Raw genomic sequence first — 26,119 nt, forward strand, 5'->3', positions numbered from 1 at the left:
CTAACTGAGGAACTAATTCACCACGAATAGCTTTATCGAGAATTTTATTTCTCAATGCTTGAAAATCTATCACTTTAGTTCCTCCCTAAGGAATGCAATAGATTTAGCAATTTGATCACTTTTTTCTTGGAGCGCCGATAAGATTTCTTCTATCGTCATTTCTTCAATCTCAGATTTTTTATCTTGAATCCACGAAGGGAGATCAAGACTTAAATCATCACTTCCCAAAAAATGTGTTATTGGAAATTTACGCCAACGGCCATTAGGGTTTGTTTCACTATAAGTCTCCACCCTATTACTTATGTCGTCAGCGTTATAGCAATTCACAAACTCATCAAGATGTTCACGTCTAAGGCGATTAGTAACTCGAGTATGTTTAATTCCTTTACGGTAGTCGTAATACCAGATGTTTTTTGTAGGCTCCCCTTTTGTAAAGAAAAGGACGTTTGCCTGAACTCCTTGAGCGTAAAAAATTCCGTTAGGTAACCGTAATATGGTGTGTAAATTGAACTCTTTGAGCAATTTTCGACGGATTTCTTTACCTGCATTATCAAAAAGTACATTGTCTGGCAAAACGACTGCAGCGCGTCCCCCGGTGCGCAACATCACCATAATATGTTGCAAGAAATTCAATTGATTATTATTTGTTTTTACCCAAAAATCCTCACGATTTAACCCGACAGCACCAGTGGGCCTGTCTCCAAATGGTGGATTTGTTAAAACCACATCACACAATTCTGTCGGAGGGTTTTCAAGAGAATCTTTCCAATGGATTAGGGCATGTTCAGTGCTTACACCATGGAGATACACATTCATAGATGCTAGGCTTACAACAAGTGCGGTATTGTCGTTTCCTGATAATGCTTTAGTTCTTAAAAAGTTTTGTTTATCTACGTCGTAAGATTGTTCCTTCATGAAGTCGTAAGCCGCTAATAGGAAACCTGCTGTTCCACAGGCTGGGTCAGCTACTTTTTCTGTAATCAGAGGCTTAGTCACATCAACCATGACCTTAATGAGAGCACGGGGAGTAAAGTATTGCCCTGCACCGCTTTTTTTGTCCTGACCATTTTTATCCAGAATTTCTTCATAAATTGCTCCTTTTAAATCTCCGTCTACATCTGTCCACTGAATTTCATCCAACATTCCAATCAGCTTTTTGAGATATGCAGATTTCGTAAGCTTATTTTGCGCATCGACAAAAATGGTTGAAATCAGTTCGTTGGGGGAATCCCTTAATACTTCTAACGTTTCACGGTAGTGAGTTACCAAGTCGTCACCATTAAGTTCTAAAAGATCTCCCCACTGATACCCTTGAGGGATTGCGCTTTCATCACCATATATGCATACATTTTCATAATCCATTTTCAGAAATAACAAATAAGTCAACTGAGTGATGTAATCGGTAAACGCAACTCCCTGCCCGGATAAAACATCAGCCATTGCCCATATTTTTTTTGCTAACTGCGTTGAATTTTGTTTATTTACCATTTTTAAGCAACCTTTCGATTAAGTAAGAATGCAGACAAACCGATAACTGCGTCATTTGCTGCAACTAAAGACCCCATTTCTTTTGTTAGCGCTCTACGTAATTCGGGATCATTATTCTTAAAAACATTGACCGTAGTAATCGCTCCATTTTGAGCAATATATCGAGCAACTTTATTAAAAAGAATCTTTTGCTTGTCCGTCAAAACTCGCTGGACCTGACCACACCACAATGCAAAAAGTTGAGCACAAAGCGATGGTACTGAACAAAGCTTCTCAATGGAACGATATGCGAAGCGTACTAATTGGATTAGATTAGTTAGAGCGTGAGCCTCATCGCTACTTTTCAGCATCACTACTCTATCAGGATTTAACAATCCGTAATATTTCCACCAAGTCACTGTAGAAAAACCTGGAATTTCTGCCCTAATGGTTGAATCTAACCCTTGAAGTAATTCCTTAGTAATAGGAACATCTTTTGCATCCAGAATAATTCGAAGGGCCTCTTGAGAGTCTTTATGTTTTTCAATGAAATCTTCAAACTTCTGAGTTGCACTCTTTGCTTGCTTTATTACTTCTTCACCAAATCCAACTTCATCAAGTTCATCAAGCGTATCAACCAATGTTTTAACGTAGCCAGCTGCAATTTCGATGATTTTTTTTCGAGCTTGGATATTAGAAATCAATGGCCGAATTAACGTCATTCTCTCTTCGTTATCATCGTCAATTGATTCAAATGGAGGAAGGGAATTATCTTTTAAAACCTCAAAAATTTTGAGAACAAACTCTTTTAATTCAAACGAAACAATATTTTTTAGCTCCGCTATTTTTTCTGGCTCCGCACGATTTAATAATGAGGAAAGTTTGTCTGCTAGCAGCTGAAGATATTCATCCTGAACATTTCCATGAGCCATTTTTTCAAAAAGATCTTTAAAACTTATATGAAATTGAGAGACAGAATTGGAAATTGGCTGTCTTTTTTCACTTTCCGTAACCCCAACCGCATCAATTAAATAGAAAAATTCCTTTGACGTGGCGTTTGGAGTAACCTCTCTTAATTTTTCATCACTTATTGTTCTTACCCCTCTACCCTTCATTTGCTTGTAAAGGGGGTCGGACTGAACATCCTTTAAGAAGATAAGTACTTCTAACGGTTTGATATCTGTACCGGTTGCGACTAACGTAACGGTAACCGCAATTCTGAAATCTTTGTCGTTACGGAAACTTCTGATCAGCTTATCCGAGTCTCCGACTGAATAAGTTATCTGTTGAACAAAATGATCGTCCTTATGCTCAAAAACTTCCTGAGCGATTTTTACGACCTCTCGAGCATGAGCCTCTGAGGGAGCAAAAATTAGCGTTTTAGGCAAACTCTCAAACCGTTCATTATCTTTACGTTCAGGATATAACTTTGTATAAACGTCTTCTTTGTATTTGGTTAAAATTTTTCTGTATTGGTCAGGTGCAATCACGCTACGTCCCAAATCTCCTTTTGAGAAGAAAATTTCATCTTCAGCTCTTTTTGTTTCTGTACTTTGGTTTAGTTTTGCTTCAGTTTTAACTCTTTCTCCTGGGTTTACAGTTGCACCGGATTGTGACATGTGCGACTTTATGAAATAAATACGGCAGTCAACATTAACCCCATCAACAATAGACTGTTCTAATGAATAATCAATAATTTTGTTGTTAAAGAATTCTTCGGTTTCTTTGATTGGAGTCGCAGTCAATCCTAAAATGACAGCACTTTCAAAATAAGTTAAAACATCTTTCCAATCACCATATATAGAACGATGACATTCATCTACAATGATTAGATCGAAGAAATTTCGAGGTAATCTAGGTTTTGCAGGTACTTCTACTTTATGCCCCACCTGACTGGCAGATTCAGTATTTTCATTTTCTTGGACTGACTCGTCCTCATATCCCGTTAATACTGAAAATAACCTCTGTATAGTACAAATAACGACCTCTGAGGAACTACTGATTTCTGGACGAGTTATTCGTTCGACAACGTAATTATCTGAAAAACGTCTCCCATTTTCAGTACGGCGGAATTTACTGAATTCAGCTTCTGCTTGAATTCCCAAATTAGTTCGATCGACTAAAAATAAAACTCGTTTAGCACGACAGTAATTAAGCATTCTGTATGCAGCTAAACACGCGGTGTACGTTTTTCCTGCACCTGTAGCCAACACCATTAATGCTCGTTTTTGTCCATTTCTTAAACTATCTTCAAATGCACTTATCGCTTCATACTGACAATCTCGAAGTCCCTGCCGAGACAGAGTAGGCAGTCCCGAATACGGATTTTCAAGTTTTAGAATTCGTGCAATGTCTTTAGGTCGAGGAAAATCATCAATTAATCTGTACTGAGGGTTTGACTCGTGTCCATTCTTAAATGCAATCTTTTTCCCATTTGATAGCAGTACTAGTTTTAATGGACGTTCATGGGTTCTAATTGTCGATGGAATAATTTGAGTGTAATTTTCTGCCTGCTTAATCAGCTTTTCATTATCCAAAGGGATTTCGGGGCGTTTAGCTTCAATAATCGCACATGCCCTCCCATTTAGCATCATCAAATAGTCGGCCTCTTTATGCCTTTCTAGAAGTCCTTCACGTATAGCCACGGCTGTTAAACCATCGTGATATTCATCACGATTGATCACTTTCCAACCAGATTGCTCTAACTTTCTATCAATCCAAATCCTCGCTCGTTCCTCAGGTTTCAACAGCGTGGCTGATTGGTTTGGCATACCTAACTCCATAAAGCACGGTTTTTATGTACTTGCTTTTTTACAAAGTATTTTAACTTCTCTGTCGTCATTACGTTTTGGAAAAAGCACCGAGTAAGTGCTTTTTGCCAAATGTTATCACTGGTGTTCAAATCAAGAGTACGCATAAGTTAGCGTTAATTTATGATCGTTACTTAAGTATTTAGACCAACGATCATTATTAGAGTTATTTTGACTTCTTATTTTTATCTCAGTAACTTAAAATTTTGAAATCACCGTTATTTTTCTGTCAGTTATTTCCATAAAGGAAACAAGCACAGCTTAACGGCATTTTTAAGTTTGATTTGGATACTACCGAGAACATATATGAAGACTAATGACAGACCTCTCTCAGAATTAATGCAATCTGTAGATACTGGGGCAGCACAGTTACCTGATTTTCAACGAGGTTGGGTGTGGGACGATGGACGCATAAAGGCATTAATTCTTAGCGTTATTCATAATTTCCCGGTAGGAGCAGCAATGTTTCTTGAATATGGGAACGAAACTATTCGTTTTAAACATAAACCAATAGAAGGTTCTCGTGCAGACTCAAACATTGTTCCAGATGAGCTTATCCTTGATGGACAACAAAGATTAACCTCACTTTACAATGCGTTATACAGCAAAAATCCTGTTCGTACGAAAACAGATAAAGGCAAAAAAATAGATAGATACTATTATTTAGACATTGAAAAAGCTCTTGATTTGGAAGCAGACGATGGACAAGTAGTTATTTCTGTTCCAACAACAAAGCAGATTACTTCAGATTTTGGCAGAAGAATTGAAAAAGATTTGTCTACAAGGCAAGATGAATTTAGGTTGAAAATGTTCCCACTTAATATCATTCTCGATTCTAGTGAGGAACAGGGTTGGCAAAACGATTATTACGCATACTACAACTACGATCCGGCAGTCATACGACAGTTTACGGAGCTCTTCACGAAAATTATCATGCCAACTCAAAAGTACTCCATGCCAGTTATTCTTCTTGATAAAGAGACTCCTAGAGAGGCAGTGTGCCAAGTCTTTGAAAATGTGAATACCGGTGGTGTTTCTTTAACGGTTTTTGAGCTTGTTACCGCGATTTTTGCTATGGATGATTTTCCATTGCGAAAAGATTGGGAAGATCGTAAGGAAAAGTATTTCAAAAATGATCTATTAAATATTGTTACGGCAACAGACTTTTTAACGGCTCTCACTCTCCTTGCTTCGTACAAAACAGGAGGAACAGTAAGTTGCAAGAAGAAAGATGTGTTAGCTTTAAAGTTAGCAGCTTATATCAAATATGCGGATGATCTTTGCAAGGGATTCACTATAGCTGCCCAACTGTTACAGGAGGAACGTGTATTTTCAAGCAAAGACCTTCCATATAGTACTCAGCTTATTCCTCTTGCGACGATTTGTACCGTGTTAATGGAAGGGAACAAGATTTATACAACGACTATTAAAAATAAAGTAAAGCAGTGGTATTGGTGCGGTGTGTTTGGTGAGTTATATGGGTCTGCTAACGAGACAAGATATGCCAACGATATAACACAGGTTCTCAAGTGGATATCAAATGATGCGGACTTACCTAAGACAGTTACAGATTTCTTCTTTAATCCCACTCGATTGCTTAGTTTGCAATCCAGACAATCGGCAGCTTACAAAGGAATCATGGCTTTAATTTTAAAGAATCATGCTCGTGATTTTATTTCCGGTAGTGAAATGGATTTCTCAATATACTCAGCTGAAAAAATCGATATTCATCATATCTTTCCTAGAGATTACTGTGTGCAGCAAAATTATGAGAAGATAAAATGGAACAGTATTGTTAATAAGACCCCGATTTCTGCCCGAAGTAATCGAGAAATTGGAGGAGTTGCGCCATCCGTTTACCTTGGAAAGTTAGAAAAGAAAGGTTCTGTACAAGAGTTAGATTTGGATGAATATATTGAAACTCATTATGTTGATCATTCTTTACTAAGAAATGATGAATTTCAGGATTTTATTATTGACAGAGCCAAAAAACTTCTTAATGCGATTGAAATAGCTACAGGCAGAAGTATTTCAGGTAAAAGTTCTGATGAAGTCAAACGGGCGTTTGGGGCACCTTTGGAATAAGTATTCAGAGTCGACACTGTAAGAAGTGTTACCTGTACTTTTCAGGTTGTATTTCTGAGTGGTCAAAAACAAAGATGATGCGCGAACTTGTACTGAGTTTGACATAAATTCAATTAAATCAATACAGTTGATAGGGTAGGAGTTACGTGTGACTTACATCCAACACTTCCGTTAATGTCCTGCCCTGTACCAAACAATCGCCTGATGGTCGCTTAACTATTGTTTGATTGTCAACTTTGTTCGGTTTAACAAATTCGACTGAATGAAATTCTCTATCGCAGAATTTCAAGTTTTAATAATTGACTTTTTTTAGATAATTCAATGCCTTTCGGTATTTTTCCAGACGACTAAAGTCTGTCTCTGTAGGATCGGGGATACGACTGATATCCATGTTGTGCGTGAGATCAGCCATTTTTACTTCGCGTGCGACGGCATCAAGCGATATTCGTTCGATGTAGTCTGAATAACTTTCCCCCTCCCAACGAGTCAATGTTGAGACTCGATTGTATATTTCCTTTAGTACGCCTTTTTCCTTTAGGCTGTCGTAAGTTTCGCCTCCGTCCTCCATTACATCGTGTAGGATTGCTACGCACTTGCTGATTTCGTGAGTACATAGCTCTGAAACCTTCAATGGATGATTGATGTAATCAACGCCGCCCTTGTCTTTTTGCCCTTTATGACATTGCGTTGCGATTTTAATGACCAGTTCTCGCTGCCCTTTGAGTTTATTCGAAAAGTCTTTTTCAATTTCAGCGATTTTGCCTTCAACGAATTCCTTTGATTTAGGGATAAAGTTGATTGAATCACTGATATCTTCCTCGACCCAAAGACACCAATACCACCCATACCCGGGAACCCACTCTTGAGCAAGGCCGTTTTCTACTCTTGCGTAGGGACCGTTGCCGATAATCTGCCCATAAAGCCCTTCCCAATGGGTCATGTCGTACGGAGTTAATGAATATTTGCTCATTTTTCGGTATCTCCTATTTTGTAGCCTGAACTGTTGAAGCAATTCAAGTTCAGCCAAAGTTCTTTGGTGAAAAGAAAAATGCTTAAGTAATGGATTTGATTTTTGAGATGTTGCGGTCGGATCACTGTTAGGCAGAACGCCCTTGCTGCCGGAACTTATGGCAAATAGCAATCTTGCCGACTCTTCAATTGTATCTTAAGAATTTAGAGCGGAAGAGATTAATTTTGTTTTAATGATATAGATAAAAATTTTTGTCTTTATACAGCTTAAAAAGATGCTGCTGATGATAAATGGAAAATTTATATTGATTCAATGATTGAGATACTTAGATGCTCACTTTTGATCCTTAGCTGTTGGTTGAAATTTAAAAGGATCAAAGGCTGGTTACGGGATAGACCAGTACTCTACTGGCGCAACCGGCAAATGATTTTGGATTTTGGATCATACCCCAATCTATCCCATCTACCTGTACTTAATTGTAGTGAATTTATTTTTGATACTCCATCTCAAAGTGAAGTAACTAGTAAGAAAATAAGATTGTGAACATTTCTAATGCATGAGGTTGAATATGTTACTCGACAAGAAAGCGGCTTTTGGTTTGGCTGATTTAAGTGATGAGGCAATACGCAAAATCGCTTTGAATGCTAAAGAAAAAATCCCAGCATACTGGGGAGCCTATGCAGACGAGTTACTTCCAAATGGTCTAACGCTTATCGATCACGTAGCACCCAACCGTTGGAATGAAGACGCGGTGCCGACAGAGGTCAAGCATGTTCAACCGAATTTCAGTTTTAATGTCTGTACCGAAATGTCCTTTGTGATTGACAATAATCAGCCAATCAGACCTATTCATGATCCTAGATGTATATGGATGCGTGCTCTTACAGATAATCGTGAATACGGACAGCTCGTACCGGTCAAAGTAGTCCATCCATGGTTGTTGCCTAGTTTTATTTCAATTGAACAGGTACGTCTGAAAGTATTTGTTCTTGCAGATCAAATCCGGATATTGCGACCAGGCAAGTTGGATGATCAGAGTCAAACAGTTCACATTCCGCATGAGTTTTCTGCACTAAAAATGATTTTGGGTAAATATTGTTCGGAAGAAAATGAGGATTGCATTCATTTATCGGCCGAAATCATAGACAGTCGTCTGATACCGTCAGTCAAACTTCCGCAGCTTGCTGACACTTCTGAAAAAGCTTTTACAACAGAACCAATGCGGCTTTTAACTTGTAAAACCCCCTTTGGTAATGTCAGTGTCCTGACTCGGGAGAGTCTTTTATCTGATAAAAGTAAAGAACTATTGAATAGTCAGGGATTGATTGTTTCTGTTAGTGGTTTGCTGATAGGCGACGCAAGAACAGGAGAGTTTAGTGAAGGCATGCGTTGGGATGAATTAATTTTGGGACAACTCCTCAGAAGCTCTGCCTATACGCACTCTATTCGACTGATTTCAAAGTATCTGAGGCGTGATTCAATCATGTTAGTTGATGGAAAAATGAAAGCTTATGGGATAGAGGCTATTTTAGAAGCAATGCGACCATTGGTTTACGATAAATATGAAATCAATTATTGCGGTATTCGGGATGTAAAAACTGGGGAACCCCACTTTGCTCTTGTCTTTAGGGATAAGACAGATCAACGTTTTATGCATTGGCTCATTCCTTCTATGGCAAAAGACGCAACATGGATTGCTGGATTTCGAATTGAAACAAGATTTAATAAATTTGAAATAGTTCTTGAAGGAAATGATCTGGAATATATGAAAGATCACGCAGTTGGGAAGTTTAAAGCCTATTCTGGTCAAAAGAAGTCTGAAACTGTAACCGAAACCGAAGAGAATGGTAAGTTCATTTTCGATGGTGATGCAGATGTTTTTCCCAGTAAACACGAAGAAGACATGGATGGAGTGCTGAGCGCCTTGTGTGAAACCGAGGAAGAGTTTGAGAAACTTTTAGGACCAGTAATTGAAAGCGCAGAAGTTGTTCAGGACTCGCAAAGGCAAATTGCAGGGGAAGAAATTTTAATCTTAAAGAGTTCGTCATCGTGGGGACGGCAACATATAGCCTTTTATATTGCAAAAGATCCTGTTGAAAAGAAAGTCATGCTCAAAATGCAGATCCCCCAATATGAAGGAATGGTCTGTAAAGCTAAAATTCTTTCAACCTGCACATGGCCTAATAAGATAGGCGGAGAGGTGGCTCTTGCCGTTGGTGAAACACTGATTACTGCCGTGGTCCCCGATTTTTATTTGAAGAAAGAGCTTTTAGTACCAGGGAAAGAACTTTATTTCCGTATCAGCGCCAGCGCACAAAAATTAGATAAACAGCCAGTCAAAACATTCACGATTACGGAAGGAGCTTTATATGAGGCTGAGCTTTCACGGTTTTTGAAGGACAATCCTAATAAAATGGAAAAAGATTTTCCGGGAATCAAAATTTCGACAGAGGGGATGGTGGCGATTTTCCCAAGAGAATACTCAACATATTTTGAGTTAGCATCTCCAGTGTTAGCGACAGAAAACACTACATTTTTGGGAGAAAAGATCCTGAAAATGAAAGTCATTCTGCATCGCTTTGAGGATGAAGAAATCTATATGAACTTATACGCAACACCGAATCAAATTGTTTTTGGGGAGAATATCGATAGCGTTGTTGGTCTTGTACGGCTTTATGCGGAGCCTCTTGAAGTACAAATAAACTAAAGGCTTTTAATCAAAGGAATGGTGGCGTAGTATAGAAAAAAACATATCAAAAAGGAGCTAAAAATGATTTCCCTAAGGAATAAAGCCTTGATTGTTGCAACTGTATTGACTGCTTGTCTTTCCGGTTGCGCCAGCGTCTCTACTATGGACCAGGCTGCTGCTGTAGAAGCAATAAATGGAAATCCTCCGGAAGGACAAGCACGGATTTACGTCTATAGAGATGATGTGTTGGGAGCGGCTTTGTACAAGGATATTTACATCGATGGGAAATGTTTGGGAGAATCGGCTCCCAATACTTTCTTTTATGCAGATGTTGAAGGGGACAAAGACCACTTCGTGTCGACAGAATCCGAATTTTCGCCCAATCATCTCTTTATCTATACAAAAGCTAACGAAAAATACTATATTCAGCAATTTCTCAAAATGGGGGTGTTTGTTGGCGGAGCGGCTTTAACACAAGTAGATAAGGCTACAGCTATGCGAGCTATGCAAGAGTGCAAACTTGCTGTTCCCGGAACCTGTAGCAGTGCACAAGAAGTAAAGCTACCAAGTCAACAAACAGTAGAGTGACGAAAGTTTACCTACCCAGAGAATAAAGCGAACGCGTTACAGCTGTCAGACGTAACAATATAACGTTTAAAAAACATTTTTGACCGAAACTTCAACAACTTTCACACTTGGAGTTTCGGTCGGTTTGTTTGTAGGGGAGGAACAATACATCGCCATTTTGTTTTCTAGTCAAAAGGATGATTTTTTGGGGGTTAAATTTTCCCAATTCCCTCTGTATGATAAGGGTGTTTTTTTAATGCTCACGCTTTGAAAAAAGGATACGAGATGCAAAACTTGGACAAAATTATGAAGCCGCGCGCCATCGCAGTGATCGGTGCCTCTACTAAAGCTCACACAATCGGTTCTGACATCATGAAGCGATTGCAGGAGTACGGTTTCAAGGGAAAAATCTATCCCGTCAATCCCAAGGGTGGAGTGATTGAAGGTCTGCAGGCCTACCCGACGGTCTTGGACGTTCCCGGTGAAGTAGATTTAGCCATTGTGGTGGTTAATGCCAAGTTTGTGCTCTCAACGATTGATCAATGCCACGAAAAGGGTGTGGGCGGTCTTTGTGTGATCAGTGCCGGTTTTAAAGAAACCGGTAAAGACGGGGCGGAACTTGAAAAGGCTTTGCTGGAAAAGGTTCGTGCCTATGGAATGCGCTGCGTCGGCCCCAATTGCCTGGGCGTGGTGAACACCCATCCGGATATTCGCATGGATGGCTGCTTTGCTGAAAGCCTGCCAGAGCGTGGCGGCATCGGCTTTGTGTCTCAGTCCGGTGCTTTGGGTGGCGGCATTCTCAATATTTTGAAAGACTTGAATTTGGGTTTTGCTCAGTTCATTTCTATCGGTAACCAGGCCGACGTGAATGCCGAAACCGCTATCGAATACTGGGAAAATGAAGACGATGTGAAGCAAATCCTGCTTTACATGGAATCCATTCAAAATCCTGCTAATTTCCGCCAATTGGCTACCCGCGTTTCGAAGAAAAAACCGATTCTCGCTCTTAAAGCCGGTCGTAGCGCAGCTGGCGCCAGCGCCGCTTCTTCTCACACGGGGTCTTTAGCCGGTGCCGATAAGGCTGCTAATGCTCTCTTGGCTCAGTCCGGTGTGATTCGTGAATATTCACTTGAAAACCTTTTTGCGACAGCCAAGGTTTTTGCCAACTGTCCGATTCCGAAGGGTGATCGCGTGGCCATCATCACCAATTCCGGCGGTCCCGGCATCATGGCAACGGATGCTGTGAGTGAGTACGGCATGAAGATGGCACCTTTGAGCGACGCGACGAAAGAAAATTTGCGCTCTTTCCTGCCTGCAGCGGCCTCTGTTAAAAATCCTGTGGACATGATTGCCTCGGCTCCGATTGAACACTACAAGCAAACGCTTGAGACGGTTTTGGCCGACGACAATGTGGACATGGTCATTGTGATTTATCTGCCCTTCCTTGGTTTGAAGGACATTGACGTGGCCCGTGCGGTTATGGAAATTAAAGCCCAGCACCCGGAAAAACCGATTGTGGGCGTATTTATGACGAAGAGCGAATTCTTCTCTCAATTGTCCGACATGCAGGTCAATGTGCCGTTTTTCATGTATGCCGAACAAGCCGCTGATGGCTTAAATCGCCTCAATCAGCAGCGCGTTTGGAATGAAAAACCGATCGGCACGAGCCCCGTTTTTGAAGTCAATCGTGATCGCGCCCGTGAAATCATCATGCAAAGCGCCTCTCAAGGTCGTGAACAGTTGACGACGCGTGAAAGTATTGACGTTTTGGATGCTTACGGCATCCGTGTCTGCCGCTCGGGTTTCGCAGTCAATGAAGATGAAGCAGTTGCGGTGGCTGACAAGGTGGGTTACCCCGTTGTGATGAAGATGACCTCCAAGACTACTTCTCACAAAACCGATGTGGGTGGTGTTCGTGTCAATATTCAAAATGCCGATGATTTGCGTGCTCAATACCGCGACTTGATTGCCAAACTTAAAGAAAAGAACCTTCTTGACGGTTTGGAAGGCGTCATCATTCAGGAAATGGTGAAGGGTTCTCGAGAAATGGTGTGCGGCGTCGCAACCGATCCCCAATACGGGCACATGGTGATGTTCGGCTTAGGCGGCGTTTTCATCGAAGTGATGAAAGACGTCACCTTCCGCATGGCGCCGTTGACCGATGTGGATGTCGATGAGATGATCCGTGGTGTTAAGGCCTACAAGTTGCTTGAAGGCGCTCGCGGCACGACGCCTGCTCAGATGGGTCAACTCAAAGAGTGTCTCTTGAGAATTTCTCAATTGGTGAGCGACTTCCCGGCAATCACTGAGCTCGATATCAATCCGCTCATTATCAGTGAGAAAAACGGAGAAGGTATTGCGGTAGACGGTCGCATCAAAGTTAATCTCAAGAAACTTTAACCGTCATAAGGGGCGTCGGAATCGGCGCCCTTTTTTGAAATCGAGTGAATAACAAAATAATTATAAAAACCACTTATAGTTCTTCTTTAACTGAAACCAACTACATCCTGTATGGTTTTGGATTTTTCACTTCAAGCACCCCATTAAGTTACGAAATATTTATTGAAAAATTCTTGACTTAGTCCGCCGATCCTTTTAAATTGCAGTGTAAGAAAGTGGGAAAAAGTGGAGGTTTGTGCCGTAAAGGTGCAAACAGCCTTTCGTTTTTTGTCTGAATTGTTCTGGGTGGACTGATGTTTCAAGGCACATCTTTACTGGTGCTCGATGCAAAAGGCCGTCTCTCGTTACCGTCAAAGTATCGGGAGAGCCTTCTTGTACCCTGCCAGGGAGAGGTGACCCTGACTCGCCATCCGGACGGTTGCGTGCTGATCTATCCCCGAGCTATTTGGGTTGAATTGCGATCCAAGCTCGCCTCTTTACCATACTCGGCTCGTGCGCTGCAGCGTGTGATGTTGGGTAGCGCCATTGATGTCAATGCCGACGGTTCCGGCAGACTTCTCGTTCCCGGTGATCTCAGAAGTCTGTGCGGACTCAATCGCGAAGTGACGTTAATCGGTATGGGTAATCACTTCGAATTATGGGATCAGGCGAAGTACATGCAATTTGAACAAGCTGAATTACAGAAAGGACTACCGCCCGAAGTGTTTGACCTGGTGCTGTAGGAGAGGGGGAATGGAAAAGCGCTTCGCTCACCTCTCCGTTATGGCAGAGGTGGCGCCGCCTATGGTGGTAACAAATCCTGATGGGACGTACGTTGACGCGACGTTTGGCCGCGGAGGTCACTCGCGCCGTATTCTCTCGCTTCTTTCCCCCGAAGGCAGACTCATTGCCTTCGATCGAGATCCCCAAGCCATTGAATCCGCAAAAGAAATCGACGACAAACGATTCAGCATTATTCATGCTCCTTTTTCCCACATGCGTGAAGAGCTCTCGCTCAAAAATGTCGATCGGGTAGCGGGTGTTTTTATGGATATCGGCGTGTCGAGTCCGCAAATCGATGATGCCTCTCGCGGTTTTTCATTCCGTATGGACGGGCCGCTTGATATGCGCATGGATACCTCCTGCGGTCAGACGGCAGCCGAATGGCTTGCAAGTGCCTCGGAAACAGAAATTGCCCGAGTGATTCACACGTTGGGCGAAGAGCGTTTTGCCAAAAAGATTGCCCGCGCGATTGTTCAAAGTCGCGTGACTGATCCCCTTGTCTCCACCCAACAATTAGCTAAATTGGTGGCTCAGGTCGTTCCTGCCAATAAGAAAGATCCCACTCAAAATCCGGCGACCCGAACTTTCCAGGCAATTCGCATTCACATCAACAGCGAGCTCGATGAGCTCTCGCAGGCGCTCGAAGCAGCGATGGATTTGGTCGAAGACGGCGGTCGAATCGCCGTGATTACGTTCCATTCGCTAGAAGACCGAATCGTTAAGCGCTTTTTCGATGAAAAAGCTCATCCGGAAAGACGGTTTGATTCGCGCCTGCCCCTGCGCGCGAGTGAATTGCCTGCGCCTGAATTAACCGATATCAGGCGCATCCTTCCCACCGAAGAAGAGTGTGCGGCTAATCCGCGTGCCCGAAGCGCTATTTTGCGTGTGGCCACGCGTGTGCGCACGGGGAGGCCGGCATGATTCGTTTTGAAATGCTGCGGCTTCTTCGCCAAAACGCTAATCTGATTGCCATTGTGTCGCTGACATTGGCCGTGGTTTGGGTTGCGCTCTTGATTGTGAATAACCAATACAAGGTCAGGGCACTCACTTCAGAAATTGAACAGGAGCAGGAACAATACAGAAGGCTTTTGGATGAGCAGCGTGAAATCAATATTGAATTGGCCAAGGTAACGTTGCCCGGTTACATTGCCTCGCGAGCACGTGATATGGGACTTGAGCCTGCGCGAAATGAAAATACCGTCATTTTGCAGCCCAAACCTGTTCCGCGCTTTGTAACCCGTAAAGAGGGGGATCGGTCATGACGATGCGTGAACCCTTAAGTACTCGGGTCTTTAACTTCTTGAGAAAGCGTTTCCACGAATTCTGGAGTGAAGATACGACTCCGCGCATGCCCAAGCGCTCCAAAGAAAGAGAAAAAGAGTGGTTGGCCTTGGAAATTTCTCAAAAACGCTCTCACGTGGTTTTGGGAGTGTTGGTGGGGATTTTTGTCGTCTGCTTCCTGCGTGCCGGGTATTTACAGTGCTTTAATACGGAATTCCTGCAAAAACAAGGCGAAGTCCGTTATGCCAGAACGCTTGAGATTGCAGCCGGCCGCGGTCAGATTTTTGACCGAAACGGTGTAGTGTTGGCCGCAACGCTGCCCGCACGAAGTATTTGGGCGACAACGAATTTGGTGACGGCAACGCCTGCGCAATTAAGTCAGTTGTCTGACCTTTTGGGTGTTTCCGAAACGACACTTAAAAAACGTCTGTCACGTAAGGACGCTTTTGTCAACTTGGCTCGCCAGGTCGATATGGACGTTGTTCGTCAGGTGCAGGCGATGCATCTGGAGGGTCTCACCTATTCGCCCGACGTGAAACGCCACTATCCGGGTGGAGAAGTCTCCGCGCATATCGTGGGCTTTAATAACCGTGAGGACCATGGTCAGGAAGGGGTGGAACTGGCCAACGACAGGACCCTCACCGGCAAAAATGGTGCTCGTCGGGTAATCCGTGATCGTTTGGGACACGTCATTGAAGAAATGTGGACGCAGGAGCCGGTGCCAGGTCAGGATCTGCATCTTTCGATTGATTCCCGTATCCAATACATTGCCTATTCTGCTGTGAAAAATGCGGTGGAAAAACACCAGGCTAAGGCGGGTGCCGTCGTTGTGGCCGATTCCATCACCGGCGAAATTTTGGCTCTCGTGAGTTGGCCCGGTTTCGATCCGAATGATCGCAGCACGTTTGTGTTCGAAAAAATCCGCAACCGAGTAGTCACGGATACGTATGAGCCGGGCTCAATCATGAAGCCTTTTGCGATTGCCAAGGCGCTGGATATGGGTATTGTCCGTCCGGACAGTTTGATTCAGACGGCGCCCGGTAAGATTCGAGTGGCTGACCGTACGATCAGCGACACAAGGGATTTCGGGTTGTTGAGGGTTTCTCAGGTCATTGCCAAATCATCAAACGTGGGCACAGTCAAAATTGCGCTTCAGATTCCGCCCGAAGTGTTGTGGGAAACGTATAGCCGTTTAGGCTTTGGACAGGCCCCTCAGGTAGGTTTCCCCGGAGCGGTAGCGGGCCGCCTGCGTCCTGCCAAGACCTGGGGGCCGGTTGAACAAGCGACCATTTCCTACGGCTACGGTTTGTCGACTTCGTTAATGCAGATTGCTCAGGCCTATACGGTCTTTGCCAGAAACGGTGACGTGATTCCGTTGACCTTAATGAAGCAGGATCATCCGGCTGTGGGTGAACAGGTTTATCGTCCTGAAATTGCCCGCCAGATGCGCGCCATGATGATGACCACGGTTCACCGCGGTGGAACGGCATCGCGTCTGAAGGTGACGGGCTACACCGTAGCCGGTAAGACCGGTACTGTTTACAAAGTGAAAAACGGTGAATATGTCAAAGATTACGTTGCTTCTTTTGTCGGGGTGGCACCGGCAACCCAGCCGCGTTTGGTGGTAGCGGTGATGATTGATGAACCGAAAGATTCCGGTCACGTGGGTGGCGTGGTCGCGGCTCCCGTGTTCGGTGAAGTGGTCGAGGCGGCTTTGCGTACGCTGCTTGTTAACCCCGATGATCCGATGATGGTCGCCGGCGGTGGACTCATGGCCAGGACAACCCATTAGAGCAGAAATGCCGTTATTGAAAATCAAATGAATGCGGCATGGACTGAATATCCAAGAGAGTAAATTCCTTATGACGGACAATATCCAATCTTATGTCAGTTTATTAAGGCGGTTGGTGCCTCAAGCCAAGCGTCTGACGCTGGATTCCCGTAATTTGCGAGAGGGCGATGTTTTTGTTGCCGTGCCCGGTCTGCATCGAGACGGACGCGAATTTTTAGAAGAGGCTTCAAAAAAAGCCAGTGCACTGGTTTATGAAGACGACGGTATGCGCCGTACGTTTTCTGTACCTACCATTGCCGTACCATCCTTGGGCGTACATTTGGGGGAATTCGCGGCGGGTTTTTATCGTGATCCGAGCGCTAAGCTTTTTACGATTGGTATTACGGGTACAAACGGAAAGACCACTTCGTCGCATTGGTTGTCTCAGCTTTTTACTCTTTTAGATCAAAAGTGTGCAGCAATTGGCACGATCGGTTGTTTCATGGACGGAAAGGCCTTTGAAAGTGCACCGTTGACAACGCCCGATTCGCTCACACTTCAGGGGCTTTACAAGGATCTCTCCAAGGCCGGAGCCAAAGCAGTGGCCCTAGAGGCAAGCTCTATCGGTTTGGAGCAGGGGCGGCTGCAGGCTACGCGTTTTGATGTGGCTGTTTTCACCAATCTCACGCGTGACCACTTGGACTATCACCACGATATGGTAGCCTATGAGAAGGCTAAAGCCATTCTTTTTAATTGGCCTCAACTGCAACACGCCGTAATCAATATTGATGACGAAGCGGGGGTGCGTTTGGCTGAAGGGACCTCTCATCGGGCCATTCATACGATCGTCACGACCATTAAGGGAACGATTGCTTTGCCGGCGACGAGACTTTTGGCAGCGGAAAATATTCGTCCGATGCCCGAAGGCATGCAATTTGACATTGTTTTTGAGGCCGAGCGGCACACGGTTCATTTACCCATTTTCGGTGCTTTTAATATTTCCAATATGTTGGGAGTGGTCGGCGCTGCTTTGTGTCGAGGCTTTGCGCTATCTGACATTGTCGAACAACTTCCTCATTTGGTGGCGCCCGCAGGCCGTATGCAAAGGGTTCCCTATCCGGGAGCAGCTTTGGCAATTGTTGATTACAGTCACACGCCTGATGCCGTGCAAAAAGCACTCGAGGCTCTCAGAGGGGTAGCGAAGGTGCGTCGCGGTAAACTCTGGGCGGTATTGGGCGCAGGTGGCGATCGCGATGCCGGTAAGCGCCCCATTATGGCTCTGGTCGCTGAGGCCGGGGCCGATCGGGTGATTCTCACAAGTGACAATCCTCGCACCGAAGATCCCGAAGAGATTTTGCGTCAGATGTGCGCGGGACTTCGTACCCCGCAGCGCGTGATTGTCGATCGGCGCGAGGCAATTTTTACGGCGATTAAGGAAGCCGAGCCCGAAGATGTGGTTTTAATTGCCGGTAAGGGTCATGAGCTTTATCAGGAAATCAACGGTGTGAAGCACCCCTTCGGAGATGTGATTGAAGCGCGAAATGCCCAAAAGATGAAAAATCCTCCGGCCGATGCACTCTTGACCGTTAAGTTTCTTTCGAGACTTTTGCCGGGTTCGCACCTTGTGGGCAGTGATGTTCCCTTTACCAACGTCTGTACCGATACGCGTTTGGTGCGCGAAGGGTCGCTATTTTTTGCCTTGCGAGGCGAGCGCTTTGACGGACACGATTTTGTCAATCAAGCCATGCACGCGGGCGCTGCCGCTTTAGTCGTCGATCATGAAGTCTATAGCCCGTTACCGCAGATTGTTGTTAAAGACGTGAAGTTTGCCCTAGGGGCAACTGCGGCTTATTGGCGTCGCGGGCGGTCGTTAGCTTTGGCAGCTGTCGCAGGCAGTAACGGCAAAACAACGACCACGCAGATGATCGCGACGATTTTGAGGCTTCGCTACGGTGATAACGCACTTTCAACCGAGGGTAATTTCAACAACGATATCGGCGTGCCGATTACCCTTTGGCGCTTAAGAGATCATCACGAAGCCGCTGTGGTTGAAACCGGGATGAATCACGTAGGAGAAATGCGCTATTTGAGCGGTTTGGTTCAGCCGACGGTAGCAGTTGTGACCAACGCCCAGCGCGAACATCAGGAATTTTTACAGTCGATTGAAGCCACCGCCCGGGAAAACGGTGAAATTCTTCGAGTTCTGCCTTCAAGCGGCGTAGCGGTGATCCCTTGTGACGATCCCTGCCGTCCGATTTGGTTGGAAATGGCCCAGCAGGCCAATATCATGACTTTCGGTATTGATGCCTCGGCCGATGTCAGCGGTTGTGTGAGGACCGGTCCCGACGGCATGGTGGCCATGATCGATACGCCGACGGGCTCCTTTGAAGCGAAATTGAAAGTTCGCGGGGAGCACAATTTCAAAAACGCTCTGGCTGCCACTGCGGTGTGTTTAGCCATGAATGTTTCGCTTGATCTGATTCGCCAAGGGCTTGAATCGTTTGAAGCGATCAAGGGCCGCGGGCAGGTGCACAATTGCGGCTCGCTTACCGTGATTGATGATGCCTATAATGCGAACCCCGACAGTATGAAGGCGGCCATTGATTTGCTCACGAGTTATCCGGGGCCGCGCCTGTTGATAGCCGGCGACATGGGAGAGTTGGGTGCGCGCAGCATTTCGTACCATGAAGAAATCGGTGAGTATGCAGCCAAGAAACACGTTGACGGTTTCTTTGCAATCGGCGATAACATGCGCTACGCCGTCAAGCGGTTCAGTGCGTTTGCTCCCAAGGCGCATGCACTTTGGGAACCCAATCGTGAAAAATTTATGGATGCGGTACTCAAAGAAAGCCAAAACTACCGAGTGGTCAGTGTGAAGGCTTCCAATTTCATGAAATTATCAGAGGTGGTTAAGGCGCTTGTTGAAGCGCAGGCGCCCAAAGAAAAGAAGGATTAAGGATGCTTCTGGAATTATTCCAATGGCTCGGAGAGGATATCCGAGCCTTTCAGGTTTTCAATTACTTGAGTTTGCGTGCCGTGATGGCAGCGCTTACGGCTTTGGCAATCGGCTTTATGGCTGGTCCCGCAACGATCCGTTATCTGCGGGCAATGAAGATGGGACAGGCAGTCCGTACCAACGGCCCAAAGACCCATATGGTTAAAGATGGTACGCCGACCATGGGCGGAGTGCTCATTTTGATTTCCATCGGTTTGTCAACACTGTTGTGGATGGATTTAAGTAACCGCTTTGTCTGGGTGGTACTGTTTGTGACACTCGGTTTCGGTTGGGTCGGTTGGGTCGATGACTACCGCAAAGTCGTGCACCATGACCCCAAGGGAATGAGTGCCAAAGAAAAGTTCGGGTGGCAATCTTTGATCGGCATTGTCGCCTCTGTCTATCTGGCTTTTGCGATCAGCGCGCCTAACGATATTCATGTGGTGCACATGATTGTGGGTTGGGTGGAGTCGGGATTCCCGATGCAAATGCCCTCGCATGCTGATTTGATCATTCCGTTTTTCAAGCACTTTGCCTATCCGTTGGGTATTTTCGGTTTTGTTGCGCTCACCTTCGTTGTGATTGTGGGTACGAGTAACGCCGTGAATTTAACCGACGGTTTGGATGGATTGGCCATTTTGCCTGCGGTGCTCGTGGGCAGCGCTTTGGGCGTGTTTGCTTACGTGGAAGGCCGCATCGACTTTGCCCGCTATTTACTCTTTCCGTACATACCGGGCGCCGGTGAGTTGGTGGTTGTTTGTGCGGCGTTGGCAGGAGCCGGTCTTGCCTTTTTGTGGTTTAACGCCCACCCCGCACAGGTCTTTATGGGTGACGTGGGAGCCTTGGCTTTGGGCGGCACGCTCGGTACGGTCGCTGTGATCGCCCGTCAGGAATTGGTCTTAGCCATTATGGGTGGCATCTTCGTTGTGGAAACCCTTTCGGTGATGATTCAGACTACGTACTTCCGTCTCTCAGGAGGTAAGCGCGTGTTCCTCATGGCTCCGATTCACCATCACTTTGAATTAAAGGGCTGGAAAGAAACACAAGTGGTGACCCGATTCTGGATCATTACGTTTATCTTGGTGTTGATCGGTTTGTCGACATTGAAGATTCGTTAAGAGGCATAAACGATGCAAAAACAGAAAGCTTTAGTGGTCGGTTTGGGCGCTTCGGGCGAGGCCTGTACCCAGTTTTTACTCAAACGCGACTGGCAGGTGACGGCAACCGATACTCGTGAGCAGCCGCCCGCTTTGGGGCGTCTGGCCGGAACCGAGGGCTTTGATTTTGTAGAGTTGAGTCGGGCTCAGGATAGCCTTGAGGGTGTTTCAATTCTTGTGATGTCTCCGGGCATCAGCCCCTGGCATTCGGCTGTGACGCCCCTTGTTGAAAAAGCCCGCTCGATGGGGATTGAGCTTGTGGGAGAAATCGAGCTTTTTGCCAGAGAATTAGCCAATTTGAAAGCTCAAAAAGGCTATGAGCCTAAGGTGATTGCCATCACGGGTACCAACGGCAAAACGACGACAACGGTTTTGACCACGAAGATGGCGGCTGCCGGTGGCTTAAAAGCAGTCGCAGCAGGCAATATCGGTCCCAATGCCGTCAGAGAGTTGGATCGGTACCTTGAGGCAGATGACCTGCCCGATGTGTGGGTGTTGGAGTTATCGAGTTTTCAGCTTGAAACCACCTCGAGTTTAGTGCCCGATGCAGCGGCGCTTTTAAATATCACGCAGGATCACTTGGACTGGCACGGCGGCATGAATGAGTACGTGGCGGCCAAGGCAAGAATTTTTGCTCACGAAAAAACGGCCCGTATCCTCAACCGTGATGATGCAACGGTGATGAATTTTGCCGTTGAAGACCGGCGCGTTTTCACTTTCGGTGCGTCCGAGCCTACTCGCTCCAATGAATGGGGGTTGGTTGAAAGCGACGGCATCCTGTGGCTGGCGTTCAATGAGGATGACTCGGTTCAGCTCAGTAAACGCAAGGTACTCGAAGGCCATGTGCTGCAACGCTTGATGCCCGAAGAGGCTTTGCATATTCGTGGTCGCCACAACACCATGAATGCGCTCGCAGCCCTTGCTTTGATTTATGCAGCGGGCCTTTCCATCAGTGACGCTTTGCGAGCCTTGTCTCAATACAAGGGCGAACCTCACCGCGTTGAATACGTGATGACCGTCAATGACATTGATTACATTGATGACAGTAAGGGAACCAATGTCGGGGCAACGGTGGCGGCGCTCGAAGGATTGGGTGCTCGCGGCTCGCGCTTGGTGGTAATTTTGGGCGGTGATGGAAAAGGACAGGACTTTGCTCCCATTGCCGAATCCATGGCCAAATATGCTCGGGGAGCCGTATTGATCGGGCGCGATGCGCCTTTGATTGAGAAGGCGCTTGCCGGGGCGACGTACCCGATCGTTCATGCAAAAGACATGCCCGAGGCTGTGCGCAAGGCCACCGATCTGGCCGAGCCCCATGACTGTGTGCTTTTGTCGCCTGCCTGCGCCAGTTGGGATATGTTTAAAGATTACGCTGAACGTTCCGCTATTTTTATTGCCAGTGCAAAGGCCCTGGCCGGTGAAAATCAGCAATGATTAGTCTGAAGCAGCTTTTTCAAAAAAAAGAGAAAAAAAGCGGGGACTGGACGACCAGAAGCTCTTTTGCGACCATTTCATCGATTGACTACAGCGTCATTGCCACCATTACGGCTCTTTTGATTCTGGGGCTCGTGATGGTGTATTCGGCTTCCATCTCTTTAGGGGACTCACCGAAATATCAAACCTCCGAGGGCTTTTTTGCCGTCAGACATGCCATCTACATTGTCATTGGGATGGTGGCAGCCTTTTTTGTTTTCAAAATGCCGCTTCACCGCTGGTACACGTTAAGTTATCCCTTAGGCGCATTGGGCATTTTATTGCTCATTTCCGTGTTCGTCCCCGGGTTAGGGCATGAGGTGAACGGCTCGACCCGTTGGATCGGATTCGGCCCTGTTAATCTTCAGGTCTCGGAAGTCGTCAAATTTGTATCCGTTTTGGTGATCTCGCACTTTGTAGTGAAGCGTCAGGCGTACATGCACTCCTATACGCGAGGCCTGATTCCTGTCATGCTCTATATCGGCATGGTGGCCATGCTCTTATCCTTGCAGCCTGACTTGGGAGCGACGGTGGTGATCAGTGCTATTGTGATGGGTGTGGTTTTCCTCGGGGGCTTGAGTTGGCGCATCATCATTCCCTTCGGCATTGTGATTTTGACCGTGATTGTCTCTTCCATTGCGCTTTCGCCCTGGCGTACCGCCCGTGTGTTTGCCTATCTTAATCCGTGGGATATTGAAAACCAGTTAGGTAAAGCCTATCAGCTCACGCACTCGCTGATTGCTTTCGGTCGCGGGGAACTGTTCGGCGTCGGGCTCGGCGCCAGTGTCGAAAAAATGCACTATTTGCCTGAAGCGCACACCGACTTTATTCTCGCTGTGATCGGTGAGGAATTAGGGCTCGTGGGATTTACGGTTGTGCTTTTACTGTTTTATTGGTTGGTGCGTCGCTCTTTTGAGATCGGTCGACAGGCCGTGCGATTGGAGCTGATTTACTCAGGCCTGGTTGCGCAGGGGGTAGGGGTTTGGATCGGCGTGCAGGCGCTCATTAATATCGGTGTGGCAATCGGCGTGTTTCCGACCAAAGGTCTGACCCTTCCGCTTGTGAGCTACGGCGGATCGTCTATAGTGGTGACACTCTGTGCATTAGCCCTGTTACTGCGGGTTGATTATGAAAATCGCCTTCTGATGAGAGGAAAGAGGAGACGGTAGATGCAGACAAAACATTTGATTATTGCGGCAGCCGGAACGGGCGGACACGTTATGCCCGGCTTGGCCGTGGCCGAAGAAATGAAAAAGCGCGGTTGGACTGTCTCCTGGATCGGAACGCCGGTGGGGATGGAGTCGCGCTTGGTCGGTCAACGAAATATTGAATTTGATGCGCTGGACTTTACCGGCATGCGGGGCAAAGGGCTCAAACACATGATCACGGGTGCTCTAAAGCTCGTGAAAGCCTGCTTTGCCGCAAAAGGATTGGTTGAAAAGAGACAGGCGAGTGCAGTCTTTTCCACAGGCGGCTATATTGCTGTGCCTGCGGCGTTCGGGGCCAGATGTAAAAATAAGCCCCTCATTATGATGAATTGCGATGCGGGCAGCCTCATGAGCGTAAGAGCCGTGATGCCTTGGGCACAAGCGGTGATGTGCGGCTTTGACGGTGAGTGTGCGCATCGGGCTGGCAGCAAAGCCGTCGTCTCCGGTAACCCCGTTCGGGAAGATATTCTGGCTTTACCGGAACCCGAAGAGCGTTATGCCAATCGCACAGGCAGACTTCATCTTTTGGTGTTCGGGGGGTCTCTGGGAGCTAAGGTGCTCAATGAAACGCTGCCGGCAGCAATGGCTAAGTTCGATGATGAAACGCGGCCGATCATTACCCATCAGTGCGGTAAAAATGCTGTTGAAGAAGTTAAAGCGCTTTATGTCAAATACGGAATTGAAGCCAACGTGATTAATTTCATTGACGATATGGCAAGCGCCTATCGTGAGGCCGATGTGGTGGTGTGTCGCGCAGGCGCGACAACAGTGAGCGAACTTACGGCAGGCGGAATTCCGGCTATTTTGGTGCCCTTTGTTGTTTCCACTACCCAACACCAACTCGGTAATGCCCGCTATATGCAGGATGAAGGGGCAGGGATTTTGTTGGAACAGAAAAACCTCACGCCCGACAGTCTTTATGAGAAACTGAGTAGCCTCAATCGCAGCGATTTAGTCAAAATGGCAGTCAAGGCCAGAAGCCTGGCTAAACGGGGAGCTGCCAAGACAGTAGCCGATACGATTGAACGTTTGGCAAAATACTAGTTTAAGTTTTGAGTTTTTGAAGGCAAAAACAATGCGATTTGCGGTCAATAAGATTCATTTTGTAGGCATCGGCGGCACCGGTATGAACGGTATTGCCGAGGTGTTGGTCACGCTTGGCTACAAGGTGACCGGGTCCGACATGGCAACCAATGCTGCCACGGAACGCTTAAGTGGTCTGGGCGTGGAGATTTTCCATGAGCACAGCGCGGAAAACGTCAAAGGGGCTGATGTGGTTGTGATCTCTTCGGCCATTAAGCCCGATAACCCTGAGGTCGTCGCGGCACGCCAAGCAAGAATTCCGGTGGTGCCCCGAGCCGTGATGCTTGCCGAACTCATGCGCTTCAGAAGCGGTATTGCGATTGCCGGCGCTCATGGTAAGACAACCACCACCTCGTTGGTTGCAAGCTTGTTGGCCGCAGGGGGCCTCGATCCCACCTTTGTGATCGGGGGACGATTGAATTCAGCCGGCGCCAATGCCCGTTTGGGCCGAGGCGAATTTCTTGTGGCCGAGGCCGATGAGTCCGATGCATCGTTCCTTTACTTGTCGCCCGTTATTGCGGCGGTGACCAATATCGATGCAGACCATATGGATACGTATGATCATAACTTCGATAAACTCAAGCAGGCTTTTGTCGATTTCTTAACTCGTCTGCCTTTTTACGGGAAAGCGGTGCTTTGTCTGGATGATGAAAATGTACGCTCCATCATCGGCCGCGTACCCCGTTCGGTGGTGACCTACGGTCTTTCTGAAGAGGCCGATGTGCGCGCGATCAACATCCGAGCCGAAGGCACTCAGATGTGTTATACGGTTTTAAGACAGGGACGCGAACCTCTGGATGTTCGCCTGAATTTGCCCGGCATGCACAATGTCCGAAACAGTCTTGCGGCGATTGCCATCGCAACGATGGTCGATGTCTCCGATGAAAGTATCAAGACGGCTCTTGAAAACTTTACCGGTGTGGGGCGGCGCTTCAGCCGCTACGGAGAGATTGCTTTGCCTGAGGGCGGCCACTTCACTCTCATTGATGACTACGGTCACCATCCGCATGAAATGAAAGCAACGCTTGAAGCCGTGCGTGGAGCTTTCCCCGGACGTCGGGTTTTGGTGGCTTTCCAACCGCATCGCTATACTCGCACCAGAGATTGCTTTGAGGACTTTGTGAAAGTACTAAGCAGTGTTGAGGCTTTGGTTTTGGCCGATGTGTATCCGGCAGGCGAAACCCCCATTGTAGGAGCCGATGGGCGCTCGTTGGCTCGTGCCATCCGTATTGTCGGTCAGACGGAGCTCGTCTTTGTCGACACCCCTGCGGAAATGGACGAGGCCATTATGAAATTAGCCCGGGACGGAGATGTGGTCGTGACCATGGGTGCGGGTAGCGTCGGAGGTGTGCCCGGTCGTTTGAAAGCACGTGCCGGTATCTCGGAAAAGTAAGGAAAACA

17 protein-coding genes are annotated in these 26,119 nt (G+C 46.5%); 14 read left to right on the forward strand and 3 right to left on the reverse strand.

Annotated elements, in window-relative coordinates:
• Positions 1 to 69: 69 nt before the first annotated feature.
• Together H5985_RS03670 and H5985_RS03675 are read right to left on the reverse strand one after the other, a co-directional pair.
• A complete protein-coding gene (locus tag H5985_RS03670) occupies positions 70 to 1,488 on the reverse strand; it encodes a type I restriction-modification system subunit M (protein WP_205049964.1) in 1,419 nt (472 codons plus the stop codon).
• A 2-nt stretch (positions 1,489 to 1,490) separates the two neighbouring features.
• Complete coding sequence (locus H5985_RS03675; RefSeq protein ID WP_205049965.1) at positions 1,491 to 4,238, reverse strand: DEAD/DEAH box helicase family protein; 2,748 nt, start codon at positions 4,236 to 4,238, stop codon at positions 1,491 to 1,493.
• Between the two features lie 345 nt (positions 4,239 to 4,583).
• Here H5985_RS03675 and H5985_RS03680 point away from each other — a divergent pair, with 345 nt between their 5' ends.
• Positions 4,584 to 6,362, forward strand: coding sequence for a DUF262 domain-containing protein (locus tag H5985_RS03680; protein WP_205049966.1), 1,779 nt, complete (start codon positions 4,584 to 4,586; stop codon positions 6,360 to 6,362).
• 292 nt (positions 6,363 to 6,654) lie between these two features.
• Here the strand turns inward: H5985_RS03680 and H5985_RS03685 are convergent, their stop codons facing one another.
• The gene (locus H5985_RS03685; protein ID WP_205049967.1) at positions 6,655 to 7,332 is read right to left on the reverse strand and encodes a hypothetical protein; all 678 of its coding nucleotides are present in this window, start codon (positions 7,330 to 7,332) and stop codon (positions 6,655 to 6,657) included.
• Positions 7,333 to 7,900: 568 nt separating this feature from the next.
• Here H5985_RS03685 and H5985_RS03690 point away from each other — a divergent pair.
• From H5985_RS03690 to murC, 13 genes are all read left to right on the forward strand, one after another.
• Positions 7,901 to 10,039, forward strand: a complete 2,139-nt coding sequence (locus H5985_RS03690; protein ID WP_205049968.1) for a hypothetical protein — start codon at positions 7,901 to 7,903, stop codon at positions 10,037 to 10,039.
• Positions 10,040 to 10,126: 87 nt separating this feature from the next.
• On the forward strand, positions 10,127 to 10,609 hold the full coding sequence (locus H5985_RS03695) for a DUF2846 domain-containing protein (RefSeq protein ID WP_205049969.1): 483 nt from the start codon (positions 10,127 to 10,129) through the stop codon (positions 10,607 to 10,609).
• Between the two features lie 264 nt (positions 10,610 to 10,873).
• Entirely contained in the window at positions 10,874 to 12,988 is a 2,115-nt protein-coding gene (locus H5985_RS03700; RefSeq protein ID WP_205049970.1) for an acetate--CoA ligase family protein, read from the forward strand.
• 293 nt (positions 12,989 to 13,281) lie between these two features.
• Entirely contained in the window at positions 13,282 to 13,710 is a 429-nt protein-coding gene (mraZ, locus tag H5985_RS03705) for a division/cell wall cluster transcriptional repressor MraZ (RefSeq protein WP_205049971.1), read from the forward strand.
• A gap of 10 nt (positions 13,711 to 13,720) precedes the next feature.
• Positions 13,721 to 14,671 (forward strand): 16S rRNA (cytosine(1402)-N(4))-methyltransferase RsmH, encoded by a 951-nt coding sequence (gene rsmH, locus H5985_RS03710; RefSeq protein ID WP_205049972.1) that lies wholly within the window; start codon positions 13,721 to 13,723, stop codon positions 14,669 to 14,671.
• A complete protein-coding gene (locus H5985_RS03715; protein ID WP_205049973.1) occupies positions 14,668 to 15,012 on the forward strand; it encodes a cell division protein FtsL in 345 nt (114 codons plus the stop codon). Before rsmH ends, H5985_RS03715 begins: the two co-directional genes overlap by 4 nt.
• Positions 15,009 to 16,823: a peptidoglycan D,D-transpeptidase FtsI family protein gene (locus H5985_RS03720; protein ID WP_205049974.1), complete on the forward strand. Its 1,815-nt coding sequence runs from the start codon at positions 15,009 to 15,011 to the stop codon at positions 16,821 to 16,823. The genes H5985_RS03715 and H5985_RS03720 overlap by 4 nt, the downstream gene beginning before the upstream one ends.
• 70 nt (positions 16,824 to 16,893) lie before the next feature.
• Positions 16,894 to 19,758, forward strand: a complete 2,865-nt coding sequence (locus H5985_RS03725) for a UDP-N-acetylmuramoyl-L-alanyl-D-glutamate--2,6-diaminopimelate ligase (protein WP_205049975.1) — start codon at positions 16,894 to 16,896, stop codon at positions 19,756 to 19,758.
• A 2-nt stretch (positions 19,759 to 19,760) separates the two neighbouring features.
• Complete coding sequence (gene mraY, locus H5985_RS03730; RefSeq protein WP_205049976.1) at positions 19,761 to 20,915, forward strand: phospho-N-acetylmuramoyl-pentapeptide-transferase; 1,155 nt, start codon at positions 19,761 to 19,763, stop codon at positions 20,913 to 20,915.
• A 12-nt stretch (positions 20,916 to 20,927) separates the two neighbouring features.
• Positions 20,928 to 22,388 (forward strand): UDP-N-acetylmuramoyl-L-alanine--D-glutamate ligase, encoded by a 1,461-nt coding sequence (gene murD, locus H5985_RS03735; RefSeq protein WP_205049977.1) that lies wholly within the window; start codon positions 20,928 to 20,930, stop codon positions 22,386 to 22,388.
• Positions 22,385 to 23,596, forward strand: coding sequence for a putative lipid II flippase FtsW (gene ftsW / locus H5985_RS03740; RefSeq protein WP_205049978.1), 1,212 nt, complete (start codon positions 22,385 to 22,387; stop codon positions 23,594 to 23,596). Before murD ends, ftsW begins: the two co-directional genes overlap by 4 nt.
• Complete coding sequence (gene murG, locus H5985_RS03745; RefSeq protein WP_205049979.1) at positions 23,597 to 24,679, forward strand: undecaprenyldiphospho-muramoylpentapeptide beta-N-acetylglucosaminyltransferase; 1,083 nt, start codon at positions 23,597 to 23,599, stop codon at positions 24,677 to 24,679.
• 31 nt (positions 24,680 to 24,710) lie between these two features.
• Complete coding sequence (gene murC / locus H5985_RS03750; protein WP_205049980.1) at positions 24,711 to 26,111, forward strand: UDP-N-acetylmuramate--L-alanine ligase; 1,401 nt, start codon at positions 24,711 to 24,713, stop codon at positions 26,109 to 26,111.
• Positions 26,112 to 26,119 lie beyond the last annotated feature (8 nt).

This window comes from Parasutterella secunda (assembly GCF_016901835.1).
GTDB lineage: Bacteria > Pseudomonadota > Gammaproteobacteria > Burkholderiales > Burkholderiaceae_F > Aphodousia > Aphodousia faecavium.

Coding starts and splice junctions, on each gene's coding strand:
- H5985_RS03670 (WP_205049964.1), bottom strand. CDS start 1,488: ATGGTAAATAAACAAAATTCAACGCAGTTAGCAAAAAAAATATGGGCA.
- H5985_RS03675 (WP_205049965.1), bottom strand. CDS start 4,238: ATGCCAAACCAATCAGCCACGCTGTTGAAACCTGAGGAACGAGCGAGG.
- H5985_RS03680 (WP_205049966.1), top strand. CDS start 4,584: ATGAAGACTAATGACAGACCTCTCTCAGAATTAATGCAATCTGTAGAT.
- H5985_RS03685 (WP_205049967.1), bottom strand. CDS start 7,332: ATGAGCAAATATTCATTAACTCCGTACGACATGACCCATTGGGAAGGG.
- H5985_RS03690 (WP_205049968.1), top strand. CDS start 7,901: ATGTTACTCGACAAGAAAGCGGCTTTTGGTTTGGCTGATTTAAGTGAT.
- H5985_RS03700 (WP_205049970.1), top strand. CDS start 10,874: ATGCAAAACTTGGACAAAATTATGAAGCCGCGCGCCATCGCAGTGATC.
- mraZ (WP_205049971.1), top strand. CDS start 13,282: ATGTTTCAAGGCACATCTTTACTGGTGCTCGATGCAAAAGGCCGTCTC.
- rsmH (WP_205049972.1), top strand. CDS start 13,721: ATGGAAAAGCGCTTCGCTCACCTCTCCGTTATGGCAGAGGTGGCGCCG.
- H5985_RS03715 (WP_205049973.1), top strand. CDS start 14,668: ATGATTCGTTTTGAAATGCTGCGGCTTCTTCGCCAAAACGCTAATCTG.
- H5985_RS03720 (WP_205049974.1), top strand. CDS start 15,009: ATGACGATGCGTGAACCCTTAAGTACTCGGGTCTTTAACTTCTTGAGA.
- H5985_RS03725 (WP_205049975.1), top strand. CDS start 16,894: ATGACGGACAATATCCAATCTTATGTCAGTTTATTAAGGCGGTTGGTG.
- mraY (WP_205049976.1), top strand. CDS start 19,761: ATGCTTCTGGAATTATTCCAATGGCTCGGAGAGGATATCCGAGCCTTT.
- murD (WP_205049977.1), top strand. CDS start 20,928: ATGCAAAAACAGAAAGCTTTAGTGGTCGGTTTGGGCGCTTCGGGCGAG.
- ftsW (WP_205049978.1), top strand. CDS start 22,385: ATGATTAGTCTGAAGCAGCTTTTTCAAAAAAAAGAGAAAAAAAGCGGG.
- murG (WP_205049979.1), top strand. CDS start 23,597: ATGCAGACAAAACATTTGATTATTGCGGCAGCCGGAACGGGCGGACAC.
- murC (WP_205049980.1), top strand. CDS start 24,711: ATGCGATTTGCGGTCAATAAGATTCATTTTGTAGGCATCGGCGGCACC.